Source organism: Rummeliibacillus pycnus, assembly GCF_002884495.1.
Taxonomy (GTDB): Bacteria; Bacillota; Bacilli; order Bacillales_A; family Planococcaceae; genus Rummeliibacillus; species Rummeliibacillus pycnus.
Genome location: NZ_KZ614145.1, coordinates 2,435,655 through 2,454,392, shown reverse-complemented (window position 1 = coordinate 2,454,392; position 18,738 = coordinate 2,435,655). Strand labels below are relative to the sequence as shown.

Annotated in this window: 17 protein-coding genes, 2 pseudogenes and 1 riboswitch; of the genes and pseudogenes, 13 read left to right on the top strand and 6 right to left on the bottom strand. The window is 34.9% G+C overall.

Translation table 11 applies throughout. From position 1 onward, the window contains the following. Nucleotides 1-3 precede the first annotated feature (3 nt). Nucleotides 4-471 carry an IDEAL domain-containing protein gene (locus CEF14_RS11985; RefSeq protein ID WP_102693070.1) on the top strand — a complete coding sequence of 156 codons (468 nt, stop codon included), beginning with the start codon at nt 4-6 and terminating at the stop codon, nt 469-471. An 859-nt stretch (nt 472-1,330) separates the two neighbouring features. After that, nucleotides 1,331-2,920 (top strand): annotated as a pseudogene (locus CEF14_RS11980) (S8 family serine peptidase); the annotation flags it as partial. A 210-nt stretch (nt 2,921-3,130) separates the two neighbouring features. Here CEF14_RS11980 and CEF14_RS11975 read toward each other — a convergent pair. Continuing rightward, complete coding sequence (locus CEF14_RS11975; RefSeq protein ID WP_102693069.1) at nt 3,131-4,006, bottom strand: LysR family transcriptional regulator; 876 nt, start codon at nt 4,004-4,006, stop codon at nt 3,131-3,133. 130 nt (nt 4,007-4,136) lie between these two features. On the opposite strand from CEF14_RS11975, the gene CEF14_RS11970 reads away from it, so the two are divergent. The 9 genes and pseudogenes from CEF14_RS11970 (at nt 4,137) to CEF14_RS11930 (ending at nt 10,811) form a co-directional block, all read left to right on the top strand. Further along, the gene (locus CEF14_RS11970; protein WP_102693068.1) at nt 4,137-4,316 is read left to right on the top strand and encodes a hypothetical protein; all 180 of its coding nucleotides are present in this window, start codon (nt 4,137-4,139) and stop codon (nt 4,314-4,316) included. After that, the gene (locus tag CEF14_RS11965; RefSeq protein WP_102693067.1) at nt 4,313-5,275 is read left to right on the top strand and encodes an AEC family transporter; all 963 of its coding nucleotides are present in this window, start codon (nt 4,313-4,315) and stop codon (nt 5,273-5,275) included. Before CEF14_RS11970 ends, CEF14_RS11965 begins: the two co-directional genes overlap by 4 nt. 4 nt (nt 5,276-5,279) lie before the next feature. Beyond that, nucleotides 5,280-5,468: pseudogene (locus CEF14_RS11960) on the top strand (S8 family serine peptidase); the annotation flags it as partial. A gap of 238 nt (nt 5,469-5,706) precedes the next feature. Further along, nucleotides 5,707-6,462, top strand: coding sequence for a hypothetical protein (locus CEF14_RS11955; protein WP_102693066.1), 756 nt, complete (start codon nt 5,707-5,709; stop codon nt 6,460-6,462). 544 nt (nt 6,463-7,006) lie between these two features. Continuing rightward, nucleotides 7,007-7,117: riboswitch (TPP riboswitch) on the top strand. Nucleotides 7,118-7,241: 124 nt separating this feature from the next. After that, nucleotides 7,242-8,234, top strand: a complete 993-nt coding sequence (locus tag CEF14_RS11950; RefSeq protein ID WP_102693065.1) for an ABC transporter substrate-binding protein — start codon at nt 7,242-7,244, stop codon at nt 8,232-8,234. Nucleotides 8,235-8,246: 12 nt separating this feature from the next. Continuing rightward, a complete protein-coding gene (locus CEF14_RS11945) occupies nt 8,247-8,540 on the top strand; it encodes a thiamine-binding protein (protein ID WP_102693064.1) in 294 nt (97 codons plus the stop codon). Beyond that, entirely contained in the window at nt 8,537-9,289 is a 753-nt protein-coding gene (locus CEF14_RS11940) for an ABC transporter permease (RefSeq protein ID WP_102693063.1), read from the top strand. The genes CEF14_RS11945 and CEF14_RS11940 overlap by 4 nt, the downstream gene beginning before the upstream one ends. Before the next feature lie 5 nt (nt 9,290-9,294). Beyond that, the gene (locus tag CEF14_RS11935) at nt 9,295-10,047 is read left to right on the top strand and encodes an ABC transporter ATP-binding protein (RefSeq protein WP_102693062.1); all 753 of its coding nucleotides are present in this window, start codon (nt 9,295-9,297) and stop codon (nt 10,045-10,047) included. Further along, complete coding sequence (locus CEF14_RS11930) at nt 10,044-10,811, top strand: TatD family hydrolase (protein ID WP_102693061.1); 768 nt, start codon at nt 10,044-10,046, stop codon at nt 10,809-10,811. The genes CEF14_RS11935 and CEF14_RS11930 overlap by 4 nt, the downstream gene beginning before the upstream one ends. An 869-nt stretch (nt 10,812-11,680) precedes the next feature. Here the strand turns inward: CEF14_RS11930 and CEF14_RS11925 are convergent. Continuing rightward, nucleotides 11,681-12,637, bottom strand: coding sequence for a nuclease-related domain-containing protein (locus tag CEF14_RS11925; protein ID WP_102693060.1), 957 nt, complete (start codon nt 12,635-12,637; stop codon nt 11,681-11,683). 779 nt (nt 12,638-13,416) lie between these two features. Here CEF14_RS11925 and CEF14_RS11920 point away from each other — a divergent pair. Continuing rightward, nucleotides 13,417-14,112 (top strand): YqjF family protein, encoded by a 696-nt coding sequence (locus tag CEF14_RS11920; RefSeq protein WP_102693059.1) that lies wholly within the window; start codon nt 13,417-13,419, stop codon nt 14,110-14,112. Nucleotides 14,113-14,118: 6 nt separating this feature from the next. On the opposite strand, the gene CEF14_RS11915 is transcribed toward CEF14_RS11920, so the two are convergent. Together CEF14_RS11915 and sda are read right to left on the bottom strand one after the other, a co-directional pair. After that, entirely contained in the window at nt 14,119-14,799 is a 681-nt protein-coding gene (locus tag CEF14_RS11915) for a hypothetical protein (RefSeq protein WP_102693058.1), read from the bottom strand. A gap of 190 nt (nt 14,800-14,989) precedes the next feature. Further along, the gene (sda, locus tag CEF14_RS19485; RefSeq protein ID WP_102693057.1) at nt 14,990-15,202 is read right to left on the bottom strand and encodes a sporulation histidine kinase inhibitor Sda; all 213 of its coding nucleotides are present in this window, start codon (nt 15,200-15,202) and stop codon (nt 14,990-14,992) included. Between the two features lie 513 nt (nt 15,203-15,715). Between sda and CEF14_RS11905 the strand changes: the two genes are divergently transcribed. After that, nucleotides 15,716-16,876, top strand: coding sequence for an aminotransferase class I/II-fold pyridoxal phosphate-dependent enzyme (locus CEF14_RS11905; protein WP_102693056.1), 1,161 nt, complete (start codon nt 15,716-15,718; stop codon nt 16,874-16,876). 129 nt (nt 16,877-17,005) lie between these two features. Here CEF14_RS11905 and tagD read toward each other — a convergent pair whose 3' ends face one another. Then, on the bottom strand, nt 17,006-17,410 hold the full coding sequence (gene tagD / locus CEF14_RS11900; protein ID WP_102693055.1) for a glycerol-3-phosphate cytidylyltransferase: 405 nt from the start codon (nt 17,408-17,410) through the stop codon (nt 17,006-17,008). An 84-nt stretch (nt 17,411-17,494) separates the two neighbouring features. Next, on the bottom strand, nt 17,495-18,574 hold the full coding sequence (locus CEF14_RS11895) for a CDP-glycerol glycerophosphotransferase family protein (protein ID WP_245890160.1): 1,080 nt from the start codon (nt 18,572-18,574) through the stop codon (nt 17,495-17,497). Nucleotides 18,575-18,738: the final 164 nt, after the last annotated feature.

Below are 18,738 nucleotides of genomic sequence, written 5' to 3'. Positions count from 1 at the left end.
TTCATGTTAGAAGTAAAAAGAATGGAACCATTCTACACGAAACGAGATGGAGCGCGACTAAAAATGGTTTTTGCCTATCAATACTTCTCTATTATAAAGGACGAAGAACTATTCCATTTCATCCCTGTAGAAGGAAAAGAAATTGTGATTAATTTAACTTCATTACAAATTGAAAATTTATCCGAAGTGTTTGTTTTCCAAAAAGGCAGCCGTTTTATTCGTTTACCATTATATCAATTGCTACTAGTTTCAAATATTCATGATCATCTCGAACTCATCTTAGATGAACTTGAATTGAAGCGAGGAGAACAGTTATTGAGTGCACCATCAGACATCGATTTACTAATTGAAGAACTTGAAGATTGCAATCGCTTACGGTTAATTGATCAAGCATTAGCTGCACGTGACGAAGAATTATTTTACAGATTAGCAAAAGAGTTAAAATCTATGGAGGATCCAAAAGTTGAATAAGCAATACCTATAGAAAGCACCTATTCATCTTTGTAAATGACTAGGTGCTTTCGGCATATCCATACTCAAGTAGCAGTATTGTTTTTACTCACACTTTTTCGAAATTCTTATTCACACAATAAAAATAATATGCTCAGCATAAAACAATTTATCACTAAAAATAAAAAAATAATACTAAATACACAATCATTGAAAATCTAAATACCACTCCAGAAAAACGAAAATAGAACAATAAACAATAATGCAAGACAACTCCCATAAATCCATATCACTGCATCAAAAAAGTCCAATCTCATTCGCTTCCAGAGACTTCTCATACAGAAACTTCTCATCATCATCCTCCATATTCAGTTTTAACCAAAATATGCATACTTAAACTTTTTTGACATGAAATTTAGAAATATGTTTGTTATTCTAGTTTACTTCTATTTAAATAGAAATTTTCTCGCAACAATACTTAAACTACAAAGTTCGACCACATGGTATAGGTGAAAATATCTGTTTTTACATATGATGTATTATCTAGTTTTTATCTGAATTATTCGAGTTAATTACGATCTTAATAATATCAATGGTTTAAACGTTTTTAAATTTATAATCTGTTATTTAATTTTGATAATTATTCAGGATAATAATACTAATTTGAAATTATCGATAAAATTCTACATTATTAGTAAAAAAATTCAATCATTTATAATTTATAATATGTATTACATCTAGAAAATTTTAGCACCTTTGAATCTGTTTACCTAGCTTTTAGGAAAGGAGGCAAGGTGTTTTTCTTTGTTTGAAAGGAAATTATTCAATCTTCTAGCTTCTAACAGTAATTATCACCATATTAAAAAGGGAGGAATACTATTTGAAAAAGAAAAGTAGTTCAGTTAAAGCAATTAGTCTAGCAACATCTATGCTCCTTGCACTTGCATTTATTAGTCCAAATACAACTAGTGCAGCAACATCTAACCTTCAGACTTCAAAAGAGAAAGTGAGTAGTCGATTACTGAAAGAATTTCAAGATGATGAAAAAATAACATTTCTGATTAAGTTCAAAGAAAAATCTGCTTCAAAAAAGGTAGCTGCGGAAGCTAGGAAAATAGCAAAAGAAAATAAGTTTTCAGCAAAGAAAACGGAAATAGCACAACGTTCAGCAGTGGTATCAGATTTAAAGGCAACTTCTCATGATTCACAGGAGAAGGTCAAACAATATCTTAAAGAAGAAGAAAAGAAAGGAAATGTCACAGATATTGAATCATTCTTTATCGTCAATGGAATAGCTGTTACAGCTACTAAAGAAGTGGCTGAAAAAGTGGCAAATTTTGATGAAGTAGAAAGTGTACTACCAGATGAAACGCGGCAGCTTTATACAACAAAGACAAATACCCAATTAACGAATGGCAAGTTACTTCAGTTACCTTTAACTAGTAATACGAAAAAGGCACCTGATGGACAAGTTCAAGCTACGAATATCGAGTGGAATGTGGAACGAGTAAAAGCCCCAGAAGCTTGGAATGTAGGAATTAATGGTTCAGGGATAGTTGTTGCAACAATTGATACAGGTGTTCAATGGGATCATCCTGCATTAAAAGCAAAATATCGTGGCTATAATGCATCAACAGGAGCTGTATCACATAGTTACAATTGGTATGATGCAACAAAAGCTGGAAAAGCAACACCATATGATGATGTTGATCATGGGACTCATGTAATGGGAACAATGGTAGGAAGTGAGTCTAACGGAACAAACCAAATAGGTGTTGCTCCGGGTGCTAAATTTATCGCTGTTAAAGCTTTTACTAGAAATGGAGGATCAGATACTGCTCTTTTAAAAGCTGCACAGTGGATATTAGCGCCAACTGATTCAAAAGGAAATGCACGAGTTGATATGGCCCCAGACATTGTAAATAACTCTTGGGGAGGTGGACCAGGACTAGACGAATGGTATCGAGACGTAGTGATCAATTGGCGCGCAGCAGATATTTTCCCTGAGTTTTCTGCAGGAAATACAACCACATCTAATCCAGGTGGACCAGGATCAGTAGCAACTCCTGCAAACTATCCAGAAAGTTTTGCAACAGGAGCAATTGATAGCAATAACAAAGTTGCGAGCTTTTCTCTTCGTGGCCCATCACCATATGGTGAAATCAAGCCTGACATCTCAGCCCCTGGTGTGAACATTCGTTCATCAGTACCAGGTGGTGTTTATGAAGGTGGATGGAACGGAACATCAATGGCAGGACCAGCTGTATCAGGTGTCGCGGCACTTCTTAAACAAGCAAATCCAAATTTAAGTGTTGATGAAATGGAACAAATTTTAATAACTACAGCGACACCTTTGACGGATTCAACTTATCCGCAAACACCCAATAATGGGTATGGATATGGGCTAGTAGATGCCTATAAGGCTATCACTTCTGTAAATTCGGGTCTTGGTACACTAGCAAATCAAGTACAAACAAAAGAAAAAAGTAAAAAAGTTTTAGTTAATAATTAAAAAGTATAAAAACCTCTGATTTATATCAGGGGTTTTTGTGAACAATTGAAAATTAGAAAGAGCTTATTTATAACCTTTTACAAATAAGCTCCTTCTCTGAAATGAAAATTAAAAATAGTAAAGATCCTTTACCTCAGAAGTAGGAAGAAAAGTAAAGTCAAGAATTTATTAATAGCATTGATTAAATTTGTCGCGAGTGATATTCAAGAATTGATCAAGCGTATTTGTGATTGGTATGTCCTTTCTACGAATAAACACAGTTGTTACATAACGATATTCTTCGGGCACTTTATGAATTTGCAGTTGCGCATCCTTATTTATTTGTTCTGCCATTAATTTTGAAACTAGTGCAACTCCAAATCCCGCTTTCACACACCCTATCATGCCTTCTATCGTACCAAAAACTACTTTTTGAACAATTACTCCTTCTTTAGCAACCCATTCTTCAATTTTACGTCTATAGGTGCAGCCAGAATTAAACACCAATATTTTACTTTTTGTTAATTCACGTAAAGAGTATATTGGTGGATGACTTTTATTAGAAATCAACACTACTTCTTCTTCTATTAGCTTTTCTTGAATAAATTTCGGTTCGTCTATTGTATCTGTGATAAAAGCGCCATCTATTCGATATTTCATAACATCTTGAATGAGGTCCTCCGAAGAACCATTAACTAAAGAAAACTCAACTTTAGGGGATTCCTCTAAAAATGTTGCGAGTACACAAGGCAACCTCGATGCTGTTGTTATATCAGTAGATCCAATACTCAATTGACCTGAAATCAAATCAGGGTTTTGCATTGTATTTATCATTTCGTTATATAACTGAATCATACGAATTACATATTCAGAAAATAATTTCCCCTCTGTTGTTAGATATACCCCTCTGTTTGTACGGGTTAATAATTTTTTACCTATTTCCTTTTCGATTTTTGCTAGTCTACTTGTTACATTGGATTGCACATAGTTTAATTCCCTTGCAGCTTTTGTTAAATTCATGTGATTAGTGATAGATCTAAATAATTCCAAGTCCTTTATATCCATTGAAATCCTCCATCATATATAGTTTAGAAATCAAAAAAAGTGATAGATGCAATCTCTTTTCTTCATTTTACATGATAATGCCGATGAAATAGAATGAAAATTATAAAAATTCAGAAATGGAGTGAAGGACATGGTTATGACTTATCCTATCGATCATAGAATGCGGTATGGAAATTTTGAATTAAAAGGGTATTTAGATGAAACATTACGTGAAGGTGCTGAACGCTGCTTATTTACAGTAGAGGAAAATGAAAAGTATCGATTGATTGAAATTTCTCAAAATCTTGCATTTGAAAGTAACTTATTATGATCATAATTGTTAATGTCATCTTACCTATTTTTGCAATAATTGCAGTCGGATATATTGCCGGATCATCTGGAATGGTACCTAAATCTGGAGCCAAAACCTTAAATAATTTTGTTTTCTATATTGCTTTACCTGCCTTATTATTCAAAGCTACTGCTGCTGCACCTATTGAACAATTGGTAAATTGGCAGTTTATAGCGATTAATTTAGGGGGAATATTAGCAAGTTTCATTCTCGCTGTTTTAATTTCTAAATGGGTTTTTAAAAAAGATATTTCATCTGCATCGCTTTATGGCATGAATACTTCTTATGGTACAACAGGTTATATGGGAATTCCTTTAGTTATTGCTGCTTTTGGAAGTGAAGCAGCACTCCCAGCAGCCTTAGCAACATTAATTCATAACATACCTGTTATCTCAATAGTATTATTGGTCTGTGAGTCAGCTTTAGTAATTAATAATAATAAACAAGAAAAAAAATTAAATATTTTATGGCAAATAATAAAACCTGTTGTTACAAGTCCATTAACAATATCAGTTATAGCAGGAATAATAGTGGCCATTGCTAAGATTCCCCTACCAACTGCAGTTTGGACTTTTTCAGATTTATTAGCAAATGCATCTGGTTCAACAGCCTTATTTGCCATCGGTTTAGGGTTAGTAGGTCAAATGACTTTAATCAAAGAAAGTGAATTTAATAAAATAGAAATTGGCGTCATAGTATCTTTAAAACTAATATTTCAACCATTTATTACTTTCATACTATTCATGTATGTTTTCGATATTGAACCACTATGGGCAGTAGTTTCCTTAATTATGTCAGCTTTGCCAGTTGGTGCAGGTGTGTTTGTATTTGCTCAAAAATACGAAAAAATGATGAATCAAACACTTATGGCTATTTTGGTATCTATTTTCATTTCAGTTATTTCGCTATCAATAATTTTGATGTATGTTGACTTATAATTAGTTTTCTGCAGGAAACACAACATTAACAAATCCAGGTGGAGCTGGATTTGTTGCAGCACCTGCAAATTATCCTGAAAGTTCTGCAACAGGTGCAATTGATAGAAACAACAAAGTAGCAAGTTTTTCACTCCATGGTCCCTCAACATGCAATGAAATTAAACCGGATATTTCTTCCGAACCCATTAAGTTGGACAAAAAGTCTAACTTAATGGGTTTTTTAGGATGGTTATATTTCGAATAAAAGTATTTGAAAGGAAGAGCTTTTATGTCATAAGGATGAATGTTCCCCTTTGGCGGTACTGAATGGACATTAATCTTCGTGTTCTTTAATTAGAAATATATTTATGAAATTGATTCATTTACATCAACTATCTCCCATCTCTTCTCTTAATTTACGGCATACACTACCATGAAAGGGTGGATAGATAATGGATGAATTTGAACAACTATTGGAGAGCATATTACCACCATCAGCCACTATTTTAAAATTACAAAATTCAAACAATAGACCAGCCATTTTATTGGCAGACATTGATGGAGATCGATTAAAGGAATTAATCGTTGCCTATGAATACCTGGGCGAAAATTATTTGCTACTATTGAAAAAGTCTTATAATCTCTGGTATCCGATGATTGAAATAAAAGGGAAGGGATATGCAATTACAGATTTAATGGCTGTCCCACTCACCGCTAGAGGTGTAAACTCATTAGTCGTTGGTTGGCAAATAGGCGATATATGGTCACAACTAGTTTTATTGCAGTGGAAAATTTATGGATTTATTAATTTACTCACAAAGTATGTTGTATATAGCAAATTATTTGTGGAAGATATGCCCGGAAAGTACGGCAAAGATGGTCAGTTTGAATTGGCCATTTGGTTGCATGACACTGGGGAAGCTTATAAAGTAGAGGTTTACCGCTACAATGGAACCAATCTTACGGTTGCCAGAGATGTGTATCCATACTATTTTAAAAAAGTGGCTGTCTATTATAAACAATTGCTGCAGCAAAATAGCTTTCCATATTATTGGTATTATTTAGCGGAAGCTCTTCTGAAAACAGGTGAAATAAATCACGCACTTACTTCGATTGATATGGCATTAACGTTTACAAATCCATATCCTTCTAAAGAAAAAATGCTGGAATTGAAGCATGAAATATTAAGTAAATTGAGGCCAACGTAATAATGATTGGAGTAGATTCGGCGACGTATTGAATTACTTGCAAATACAATTCACGAATCCGCGAGTATTTTTGCCGAGAGTGTGAGTATTTACGGGGAGAACGCGAGTATTCCTCTACAGAACGTGAGTAAATAAGATTTCTCCGGTCGTGGTCGAATAGCTGATCCGTGATTTGCTGTTATTGTTCGGTGGAGTAGATTCGGCGACGTAAATTGAATTACTTGCAAATACAATTCACGAATCCGCGAGTATTTTTGCCGAGAGTGTGAGTATTTACGGGGAGAACGCGAGTATTCCTCTACAGAACGTGAGTAAATAAGATTTCTCCGGTCGTGATCGAATAGCTGATCCGTGATTTGCTGTTATTGTTTCTCGTGGCTGACTGACGCATTCTTTTTTACCTAAAGCCAAAATTTCATGAAAAAGACTCCATATAATAATCTAACAAAATCATTGAAACCCCCGCTATATACGCCTATTCCCAAACTTCTTTCTTTGCTTATTCCATATTTTTGTTATAATGAATGTGAAAAGTTCATATGTATGAAGAATGTAGGGGGGCTGGTAATGCCAGCTGAGAATGTATCCGGATAGATACTGACCCTTAGAACCTGAACTGGGTAACACCAGCGGAGGGAACATCAGCTAAAGATAATAATATGAATAGTAACCGACTATCTTTTAGAATGAATGTTAACGTCCGGAGGGGTTTCGGACGTTTTTCTTTTTCTCTTTTTTTACATAGAACTTGTTAAATAACATAGATTGGAGAAAGTAAGATGAAAAAGTTATTTGTGTTTCTGTTAGTTGCGATTCTCGCATTAGCAGGTTGCCAGTCAAAGGATAAAAAAGAAAAGGCGACAGGCAAGAAAGAGCTGAAAAAAGTAACACTTGTCTTAGACTGGACACCTAATACAAACCACACTGGCTTGTATGTTGCAAAAGAAAAAGGCTTTTTTAAAGAACAAGGTTTAGATGTAGACATTATCCAACCAGGTAGTACGGGAGCAGATCAACTGGTTGCATCTGGAAAAGCAGAATTTGGTGTCAGTGCTCAAGAATCTTTAACACAAGCAAGAGTGCAAGGGGTTCCACTTGTATCCATTGCGGCGATTATTCAGCATAATACATCCGGATTTGCTTCACCAATTGCTAAAAACATTAAAACTCCAAAAGACTTTGAAGGTAAAACTTATGGCGGATGGGGATCACCAGTTGAAAAAGCTGTCATTGATTCATTGATGAAAAAAGAACATGCGGATGTAAATAAAGTAAGTATTATTAATGCTGGAGACGCTGACTACTTCACAATGGTCAAAAAAAATGTAGATTTTGCATGGATTTACTATGGATGGACAGGTCTAGAAGCGGAACTTCGCGGAGAAAAATTGAACATGATTTATTTAACAGACTATAGTAAAAAGCTTGATTACTACACACCTGTTTTAACAACAAATGAAAAAATGATCCAAAACGATCCTGAAACAGTGAAGGCTTTTGTGAAAGCGGCTTCTCAAGGCTATCAATATGCTATAAAAAATCCTGACCAAGCAGCAGATATCTTAATTAAAGCTGCACCAGATTTAAATGCAAAACTTGTGAAGAAAAGTCAACAATGGCTTGCGGATAAATATCAAGATGATGCAAAACAATGGGGCGAGCAAAAACTTGAAATTTGGCAAAACTATGCAAATTGGATGAGCGACAATAAATTATTAGAAGGCAAATTCGATGCGAAAAAAGCATTCACAAACGAATTTTTGCCACAATAGGAGGAAATCAAAATGGCTAATTCTTTAATCAGTGTTCAAATCATACCAAAAACAGAAAAATACGAAGATGTGATTCCTTTTGTAGATGCTGCGATTAAAGTGATTGATGAATCAGGGGTAAAATACGAAGTACATCCTCTTGAAACAACAATGGAAGGCGAAATCTCTGAGCTGATGAATATCATTACGAAGATGAATGAAAAAATGGTTGAACTAGGATGTGTCAATGTCATTACACAAGTGAAAATTCTTTACCAACCATCAGGTATTACAATGGATACCTTAACGGAGAAATACCGATCATGAAATGGTTAAGAAACAATGGAGGGGCGATTGTTCTCCTCCTCTTTCTTTTAGGTCTATGGGAACTAATTGTACGAATCACTGATACGCCAGCGTGGCTTTTGCCAGCACCATCACAAATCTTTTCAGAAGGATTGAAAGCGATTCCTAGCTTCTCTGTGGATATTTTGGCTACAACAAAATTATCTCTACTTGGCCTGTTCATTGGGAGTGCAGTAGGGTTTGCATTAGCAGTTATTCTACATATATTACCGATTGTACAAAAGATAACGTATCCATTGCTCATCCTATCACAAAACATCCCAATCATCGTTTTAGCACCACTATTAATCATTTGGTTTGGATTTGGCATGATGCCAAAGCTTATTGTCATTGGGCTCGTATGCTTTTTCCCAGTTGTTGTTGCAGCATTAGATGGCTTCAAAAACACGCCACCTGAGCTAAAATACTATATGCAAATGGCAGGGGCTTCGAAAACGCAGATGTTTTGGAAATTAGAACTGCCGAATGCACTTCCATCTTTATTTTCAGGACTTAAAATTTCAGCAACTTACAGTGTTATGGGCGCAGTTATTTCAGAATGGTTAGGTGCAAAACAAGGCATTGGCGTTTATATGACATTATCCCAAGCCTCTTTTCGCACGGATCATGTATTTGTGGCCATCTTTACAATCATGTTTTTAAGTGTGCTCTTATTTGGCCTCATCCGTGTATTTGAAAAGCTATTCATAAAAGGTAAGCAAGAGGGGTAGGAAAAATGCTATTAAATATTGAACATGTGAAGAAACAGTTTGCTGAAACAGGAGTCTTACGGGATATCTCACTTCATGTAGAAGAAGGGGAATTTGTTGCACTTCTTGGTCCATCGGGAAGCGGAAAAAGTACAATCTTCAACTTAATCGGTGGAATCATTGAACCAGATCAAGGCATTATTTCTTTGAATAACAAAATGATTCATGGAGAGCGGGGATTGATCGGCTATATGCCACAACAGCCTTCACTATTTCCATGGAGAACCGTTCTTGAAAATGTAGTGCTTGTCCAAGAATTATCAGGAAAGCCTAACATTCAAGAGGCAAAAGAGTGGCTAAAAAAAGTAGGGCTCGAAGAATTTGAAAATGCCTATCCAATTGAACTTTCAGGTGGGATGAAACAACGAGTTGCTTTTATCAGAGCCATGTTGAGTAAACAAAATCTATTATGTCTTGATGAACCATTCTCTGCTTTAGATGAGTTTACAAGAATCAATATGCAAAAATGGCTATTATCTGTTTGGGAAGAAAATCGAAAATCCATATTATTTGTCACGCACAGTATTGAAGAAGCGTTGTTTTTGGCAGATCGAATCTATATTTTAACAAAGCGCCCAACGATGGTGAAAGAAGAATTGAAAGTACCTTTTGCAAGACCGAGAGATGAGAGTCTCTTTAACAGTGAAGAATTCTTTCATCTGAAACAGAAGATTTTTGGCTTATTAAAAGATGAATTAAATGAGGGATTGGAAAAATGATAATTGATGCACATATTCACTTTGATCAGTACACAAAGGAACAGCAAGCGTTAGTTTTAAAAGAAATGCACCAAAATGAAGTGTCGCATCTCATTGCTGTTTCGACGGATCTCCCATCATGCAAAGCCAATTTAGCTCTTTCGAAAAACGACAACCGTATTTTATCGGCGTTCGGCTTTCATCCAGAACAGTCATTACTTGAAGAAATAGAGGAGAAGCAGCTTTTCCAATGGATGAAAGATAATCATGAGCAGATGATTGCTATAGGGGAAGTAGGATTACCTTATTATTTAAATCAAGAAAACAGTATTCACTATCAACCGTATATTGACTTACTCGAAAAATTCATCATCCTAGCTGCAGAGCTCAAAAAGCCGATCGTGTTACATGCAGTCCATGAAGATGCCAAAATAGCTTGTGACTTATTAGAAAAACATCGGGTATCAGCCGCACATTTTCATTGGTTCAAAGGAGACATACAAACCGTAGATCGAATGATTGCTAATGGATACTTTATTTCCATTACACCGGACGTTCTCTATGAAGAAGAAATCCAAAGCCTTGTTCAACAATATCCACTCGAACAAATGATGGTTGAAACAGATGGACCCTGGCCATTTGCAGGACCCTTCGTTGGACAAATGACCACCCCAAAAATGATCCAAGCAAGTATTGAAAAAATAGCAAAACTAAAACAACAACCTTTTGACCAAGTAACTACCGTTCTTCATGAAAACACGAAAAGATTTTATCAAATTATATAGAAGGAACTCCTCTAGATCACTTGGTTTGGGGGAGTTTTCTTTTTTGATTCTGTTTTGAGGTCAACTAAAATACTCGCGTTTTGTAGGAAAATACTCGCGTTCGCCCGGTAAATACTCACGTTCTCGGCAAAAATACTCGCGGATTCACGAATTGTATTCGCAAGTAGTTCAATTTACGTCATCAAATCAAGGAAAAAAGAATACTCCAATCATCCGCGAATAATAATAGCAAATCCTGGATCAGCTAATCGATCACGACCGGGGAAATCCAATTTACTCACGATCTGTAGAGAAATACTCGCGTTCGCCCGGTAAATACTCACGTTCTCGGCAAAAATACTCGCGGATTCACGAATTGTATTTGAAAATAGTTCAATTTACGTCATCGAATCAAGAAAAAAAGAATACTCCAATCATCCGCGAACCAATAACAGCAAATCCTGGATCAGCTAATCGACCACGACCGGGGAAATCCAATTTACTCACGATCTGTAGAGAAATACTCGCGTTCGCCCGGTAAATACTCACGTTCTCGGCAAAAATACTCGCGGATATACGAATTGTATTTGAAAATAATTCAATTGACGTTACTGAATCAGGACAAAAAAGAATACTCCAATCATCCGCGAATAATAATAGCAAATCCTGGATCAGCTAATCGACCACGACCGGGGAAATCCAATTTACTCACGATCTGTAGAGAAATACTCGCGTTCGCCCGGTAAATACTCACGTTCTCGGCAAAAATACTCGCGGATATACGAATTGTATTCGCAAGTAGTTCAATTTACGTCATCGAATCAGGGGAAAAGAGGGAAAAACCCTAATATGTTGTTTCGCAAAGCGAGTATTTACTTCGTAGACTAATATCAATGCCGATTTTCAGGCAGTGTATATTTAGCATTTTTATAACTCCCTACTTTTTTCAAATTCATACTTTTAAGAATTCTATAGCTTTTATTTATATCTTTTAACCTTAGAAAATCTCTGCATTCTGCATTAGTAATATAGCTGTTTATTATTTTTAAATACTCATAAATTGCGGTTTCATGTCCGTTAGAACTTTTACCATGGCAATGTGGGCAAAACCAATAATAAGCAATTCTTTGCATTCCTATTTTTCCGCAATCTCTGCAAAAAACACCATTCATAATGTTTACTCGTGGGATATTATAGTGCTTCATTAATGGATATGGATCAAACTCTTTGTGTTTTCTAATAAAAAAGTTTTTCCAATACGCAAGTTCTTTAGTAGTAAAATACTCTATATTTGTAGGTATTTTTCGTAGAAATGGTTTAATCTCATTTCTTAATAAGATGGTTGAATTGGTAGAAGTTTGTTTGATAAAACTAGATGAAAAAGGAAAAACAATTGCTCCGTAAATAGGAATATGAATCCCATATTCGTCAAAAAATCTTATCAATTGATGAACATATTCTTGCAATTGTGGTTCGGGACTATTAAAAGCATGTACTTCACCGTCTTGCAATGTTCGAACAAGTTGCCTTGGGTTTTGCCTTAATTCGATTGCACCTTTTATATTTTTTACTTCAAAAATGATCATATAGTATGGAGTTAATAAAAATACATCAATTTGAATTCTGGACTCTATCAATAGGTTAAGATTATGAAAGATATAAAAATTGTACGGCAACTGAAGTTGTTCGAGTGAATCCATTACAACTTTTTCTCCAAGATCTCCTGCCTTGATCCGCATATATTCATTTTCTAAATCCTGCCGTTTCGAATTTGTCAATGAAAGCCTTTGGATTAATCGAAATAATGCATCTAGATAATGGGGTGTTGAATATGGCTTAGCAATCAATAAATCTCCCTCCAACTGTGAATATTACCCCAAGTATAGTGTGGAATTCTTTTTTACACAAAAATACAAAACATAAAATTAAACTAAATTTGAGGTGTGAAATTGATTTTCAAAATTTTAAAATCGCTTCATGGCGGGATATAGAAATTATTTTTTGTGTTTGAAATTTAATTTCATACGTTTTTTTATTTTTTTAAATAGAACGTTTACTCACGATTAGAGAAATACTCAAGTTCTCGACAAAAATACTCGCGGATTCGCGAATTGTATTTGCAAATAGTTCAATTTACGTCACCGAATCAGAAAAAAGAACACTCTAATCATCTGTGAAACAATAACAGCAAATCCCGGATCAGGCTTATACCCGAGACAGGAGAAATCCCATTTTACTCGCGTTCTGAAGAGAAATACTCACGTTCTCCCATCAAATACTCACGGATTCGCGAATTGTATTTGCAAATAGTTCAATTTACGTCACCGAATCAGGGGAAAAAAGAACACTCTAATCATCCGCGAAACAATAACAGCAAATCTCGGATCAGCTTATACCCACGACAGGAGAAATCCCATTTTACTCGCGTACTGCAGAGAAATACTCACGTTCTCCCATCAAATACTCACGTTCTTGACAAAAATACTCGCGAATTCACAAGTTGTGTTTGCAAGTAATTCAATTGACGTCATCAAATCAAACTGTAGCTAATAAAAACGCCAACTCAGTTTGAAACCCATCAACAAAGTAAATACTTACTTCATGTACTTTTAAGAGGGGGGATTGGATGAGTAGGATACCTTGGGTAATGACGCAAGAATGGCATGATGTATATTTTCTTCATTGGCCAGTTTCGCCAGAAGAGATACGTCAATATGTTCCATTAGATCTGGAGATTGATACATTTGAAGATCAAGCTTGGATTAGTATGATATTTTTCACGATGAAGAATTTTAGAGGCAGGTTGATGCCACCTATTCCGGGAATTCATACATTTTTAGAATTAAATGTACGAACATATGTGAAGCATAAAGGGAAATCAGGAGTTTATTTTTTTAGCTTAGATGTAAATCACAAAATTGTTGCTCAGCTAGGGAGATTTGGTGGTTTTCTGCCATTTCGTTATGCGAATATGACATCGAAGATTGATCGTAACGTAGTAACTTTTCAAAACAGATGGGAGTCTATGGGGGAATCGCTGGAGGTATTCATTGCATCTGTTGAAGTGATTTCTGAGCCCATCCAACGAACGCAATTAGACTATTGGCTAACGGAGCGCCATTATTTATGGACCAAAGTGATGGGGAAACTTATACGACAATATAACGGCCATTCGCCTTGGATTTTGCAACGAGTACATTGTACTGTTCATGAAAACTCGATGGCGCCAATGATCATAAGCAATGGAAAAGAAAATAAACCCATGGCCCACTTTTCAAAATATAAAAAAGCTTTCCTCTACTTACCAGTAAAAGAAAGCTAATTATATTTAATACGGACTATAAAATAATGGATAAAACTGTTTGACGATACCGTTAGCAATCATATCTGACATTTGCAATGCTTCCATAACGATTTGGTCAAATACCGTAATATCGTCTTTATATTTTTTCTGAATCATGCTGACAGCTTCTTGTTTCGTCAGGCTTAAATGGGTGTAGAACATTTTTTTCACTTCTGATTGGTTTAAATATGGATTCATACTACTTAAAAACAATGCAATATCATCTGCGTTTTTATACCATTCTTTCTCTTTAGTAGCTGCTTTAGCGGTATCACCTTTAACAGCTGCTGTTACTAGTTCTGCTGCAATTGTTAAATGATCATGGATAAGTGATGCATATCGATCTGCTAATTGATCTCCGTAGAACGGACGGAGACAATTTCCTAAGTCTGTTGCATTTCTTAAAAGTCGTTCTTCAACAAATTGGATATCTGGTAAGTTGAAAACGATACTTGTAATGACCATCCGAGTCCAGTTCACATGCTCCATCCAGAGGAGACGATTCATATTTAGAAAATCAACTTCAGCTTTAGATTTACAGCGGTTATCATATATAGATGGTGGTTGTTGAAGAAAAAAACGAACGGGAGCAGTGTATTGGGCGTATGGTTGACGATACATCTGCCCTAAAGAATATGAGGTGTGTCCACTTAAAAAAGGATACAATTTACATCCTCCCTCTAATTAATATGCTAGTGATCACCTGAGTGAAAAGAACCTATAAATTAGATTATGCTGACATTTCGGATTGTGATCATAAACTACCAGCAAAGGAAAAAAATCTATCTCTTTAATAAAGAAAAGTTAAAAAATTTTTTATCACTAAATACCGAATCATATTACAATCAGAGAAATATCATGCAAGGTTAAAATATTCATTGACTATATCAAAATCTATTGGAAAAGATTTAATAGTTGAAATGTCCTCTAATTTAGATTCGGATAACATCTTTACCAAAATACGCCGTAGAATTTCATTTTCTAGTAAATGTATAAAATCTAAATTCAAATTATGAGTTTTCGCGTCAGTGTAGGCCTTGATTAATAATTCATCTGATAGTGTTTCCATTGAATTTTTCACCTCCAAGAAAAAAATAGCACGGTTCTAATATATAAAGTGAAAGAATATATTAATAGTTGCTAAGATGTACATTTAATTTATCAAATAGTTTTATACAAGACAACCAGCCATTTATCCACAGGAAACGGTGGATAAATTGTGATTAACATGTGTGGATAAATGTGAAATACTCTATAAAATGGTGTGGAAATTGTGTATAAACTTATCCACAACTTGTTGAATTGCTGAAATTTGTCGAAACATTTTTATGAAAATATCGCTTTCATTTGTAATTTTGGGCGATTTCCGAACATAATAGACTCAAAAAAATATAAAAAAGGTTTATTTCTGAACATTCAATATAAAAATCCGATTATCCACAACACATACACTTATCTTTCAAATAATTCATTTATCCAAAAATCTTCTAAAAAAAGGATTAAAATATTTAATTTTTCAGATTTATGAGTATAATATATACAATGACTTTAAATCTAAAATAACGAAAGAAGGATTTTTCCAATGTCTTTATCAATGAACCCACATATGGATAAACTAGGCTTGCCAGGTATTCGTAAATTTTCAAATCAGTTAGTCAATTATCCAGATGCGATTAACCTAACAATCGGTCAACCAGATTTCCCAACTCCTGAAGCAGTAAAACAAGCAGGGATTCGAGCGATTGAAAATAATTTAACAACGTACTCAGCTAATCCAGGTTTAATCGAATTACGTAAAGCAGTGGCCGCCTTCTTCGAAGAAAAATATAATTGTCACTACAAACCTGAAAATGAGATTCTAGTAACGAATGGAGCAACACAAGCGATTGACTCTGTTTTCCGTACGATCTTAGAAGTAGGGGACGAAATCATCTTACCAGCACCGATCTATTCAGGATATGAACCAATTATTACGTACTGTGGTGCTAAATCAGTTTACTTAGATACAACAGATACAGATTTCCAACCATCTGCTGAGCGTTTAGAAAAATTAATCACACCAAAAACAAAAGCGGTATTATTTAACTTCCCGTCTAACCCAACTGGTGCTACTATTTCTCATGAACAAATGGATGCACTTGCAGAAGTGTTGAAAAAACATGATATTTATGTCATTTCAGATGAAATTTACAGTGAAAATACATTTGTTGGAGAACATCGCTCATTTGGTTCATACACAGAGTTAAAAGATAAATTATTCTTAATTCATGGTTTATCAAAATCTCATTCAATGACTGGCTGGCGTATAGGCTTCTTAATGGCTGATGCAAGATTAATAGGTGAAGTTGCCAAAATTCATTCATTCAATGCAATCTGTGCAGCACTGCCTAGTCAATATGCAGCCATCGAAGCATTAACCAATTGTAAGGATACACCACAAGAGATGAATAAAAGCTATATTAAGCGTCGCGATTATGTCTATGATCGTCTAGTGAAAATGGGGATTGAAGTGAAAAAACCAAACGGTGCATTCTACATTTTCCCATCTATCAAAAAATTTGGCCTAACATCTGAAGAATTTGCACTCCGTTTAATGAAACGAAAAGAGGGTGGTGTTGGGGTAATCCCAGGCTCTGTTTTTACACCATACGGGGAAGGTTATTTGCGTATCACCTATGCCTATTCAGATGAAGAACTAAAAGAAGGTATGGATCGTCTCGAAGCGTTTGTGGAAACACTCTAAAAGTAATTTTTAGTTTTAAAATGTCTTACGATTATTCAAAAAGGCTACCAATTGGTAGCCTTTTTACATACATTAAATAACCCCCAATCACTCTACATAAGTGGTTGGGGGTTATGCTATAACAATATATTATTTCACAGTAGTTGCTGCTGCGTTTAAATCTTTTTTAATCTTTGTTGTTGAGATGCCTTCAGTACGTGGAAGGTAAATAACTTCACAGTAATCTTTCAAGAAGTCAAACTTTCCTTCCCAGTCATGTCCCATTACGAAAATATCAATATTGTGATCCTTTACGTCTTGGATTTTTTGTTCCCAAGTGTTTTCAGGAATAACTTCATCCACATATTTGATAGCTTCAAGAATGGTTTTGCGATCTTCATAGCTGTAGTAAGCTTTTTTACCTTTTAATGCATTGAATTCGTCACTAGAAATTGCAACAACTAGGTAATCGCCAAGTGCTTTGGCACGGCGTAGTATATTAACATGACCAACATGTAATAAATCAAACGTACCATACGTAATTACTCTTTTCATAATGTGCCTCCATAGATATACTATTGCGTATTATATTATACTTTATTGAAAAATGAAAGAATCTCCAAGATTGTTCATTCTTTTTTACTTTTTTAGTAAATAGTCGACTAATTTGCTACTTGCATGACCATCTGAGAACATATTCCACGCTTTAGAAAATGCCTTGATTTGTTCCATATCAAACTCATCCTTTTGCAACACGTATACAAGCTCATCATCTGTTGATACTACAGGTCCAGGAACTAATTCGTTATAATCTGTCCAAAAACCACGTTCCATCTCATACTTTTCTAAATCATATGGATAAAAAATTTGTGGTTTACCTAATAAAGAAAATTCAAACGGAATCGAAGAGTAGTCGGTAATTATATAATCTGTCACACATAGTAGTTTATTTACAGCTACTTCATTTTCAACGGAGATAATGAACGGATGATTAATATCTCCCATATTTTGTGCTACAGCTGGATGTAGCTTGATCATCATAACGTAGTTTTCACCAAGTTGCTCCATTATATCCTGAAAATTTATTGGAATACTTTGTACATCAAGTTGCTGATCACGGAAAGTTGGAGCATACAATATAACTTTCTTGCCATTTAATAGTGGATATTTTGTCAGTATCTCATTTCTTGCCGATTCAACCGCAGATGGAGTATAAAAGAAATCCGTACGTGGGATCCCTAAACGTAAAACCTGATGATCTTTCATACCAAATGCAGCTTTGAAAATAGGGACCATTTCATCTGACCCCACAATTACTTTATTCATACGGCTATATACACGCTTAAAACGTCGAACAGCAGCAGGGGAACGGAATAAAACACTTGGATCTTGTAATCCAAATTTTTTTACCGCACCTGCTGCATGCCATAATTGAATACATTCTACATTTGGACGGAAATTCATCACACTTAGAATTGCAAAATAATTATCAATTAAAATGGTTTCAGCTGTTGCTAAATGATACAATCCCTGGATATAATCAGGAAATTTTGTTAAGTTAAATGACAGGACTGTTCGAGCACCAGATCGATTAAAACGTTCTTTACATTTATCAGTACGTAAAATCACAATATCTTTAAAGTCACGAGTCGCAAGTTCATTTACAACAAATCGAGCATTATCGCCAAAATCACAAAGTAACACGATTTTTTTCTTCAAAGGAAATAAATTGAACACAGAAAAAAAGCATCTATTTATAAACAGAAACAGTTCAATTAACCATTCTTTTTTCATTCAGTCACCCAATCTAGAAATTCTTATCTATAGTTACAGATTATATCATATTTCGCGTTACATGTTTTTAAAAGATATGGAATGTATTA

Bases quoted from the DNA above. Each gene is read 5' to 3' on its own strand.
- CEF14_RS11985 (WP_102693070.1), top strand. From the start codon at position 4: ATGTTAGAAGTAAAAAGAATGGAACCATTCTACACGAAACGAGATGGA.
- CEF14_RS11975 (WP_102693069.1), bottom strand. From the start codon at position 4,006: ATGGATATAAAGGACTTGGAATTATTTAGATCTATCACTAATCACATG.
- CEF14_RS11970 (WP_102693068.1), top strand. From the start codon at position 4,137: ATGGTTATGACTTATCCTATCGATCATAGAATGCGGTATGGAAATTTT.
- CEF14_RS11965 (WP_102693067.1), top strand. From the start codon at position 4,313: ATGATCATAATTGTTAATGTCATCTTACCTATTTTTGCAATAATTGCA.
- CEF14_RS11955 (WP_102693066.1), top strand. From the start codon at position 5,707: ATGGATGAATTTGAACAACTATTGGAGAGCATATTACCACCATCAGCC.
- CEF14_RS11950 (WP_102693065.1), top strand. From the start codon at position 7,242: ATGAAAAAGTTATTTGTGTTTCTGTTAGTTGCGATTCTCGCATTAGCA.
- CEF14_RS11945 (WP_102693064.1), top strand. From the start codon at position 8,247: ATGGCTAATTCTTTAATCAGTGTTCAAATCATACCAAAAACAGAAAAA.
- CEF14_RS11940 (WP_102693063.1), top strand. From the start codon at position 8,537: ATGAAATGGTTAAGAAACAATGGAGGGGCGATTGTTCTCCTCCTCTTT.
- CEF14_RS11935 (WP_102693062.1), top strand. From the start codon at position 9,295: ATGCTATTAAATATTGAACATGTGAAGAAACAGTTTGCTGAAACAGGA.
- CEF14_RS11930 (WP_102693061.1), top strand. From the start codon at position 10,044: ATGATAATTGATGCACATATTCACTTTGATCAGTACACAAAGGAACAG.
- CEF14_RS11920 (WP_102693059.1), top strand. From the start codon at position 13,417: ATGAGTAGGATACCTTGGGTAATGACGCAAGAATGGCATGATGTATAT.
- sda (WP_102693057.1), bottom strand. From the start codon at position 15,202: ATGGAAACACTATCAGATGAATTATTAATCAAGGCCTACACTGACGCG.
- CEF14_RS11905 (WP_102693056.1), top strand. From the start codon at position 15,716: ATGTCTTTATCAATGAACCCACATATGGATAAACTAGGCTTGCCAGGT.
- tagD (WP_102693055.1), bottom strand. From the start codon at position 17,410: ATGAAAAGAGTAATTACGTATGGTACGTTTGATTTATTACATGTTGGT.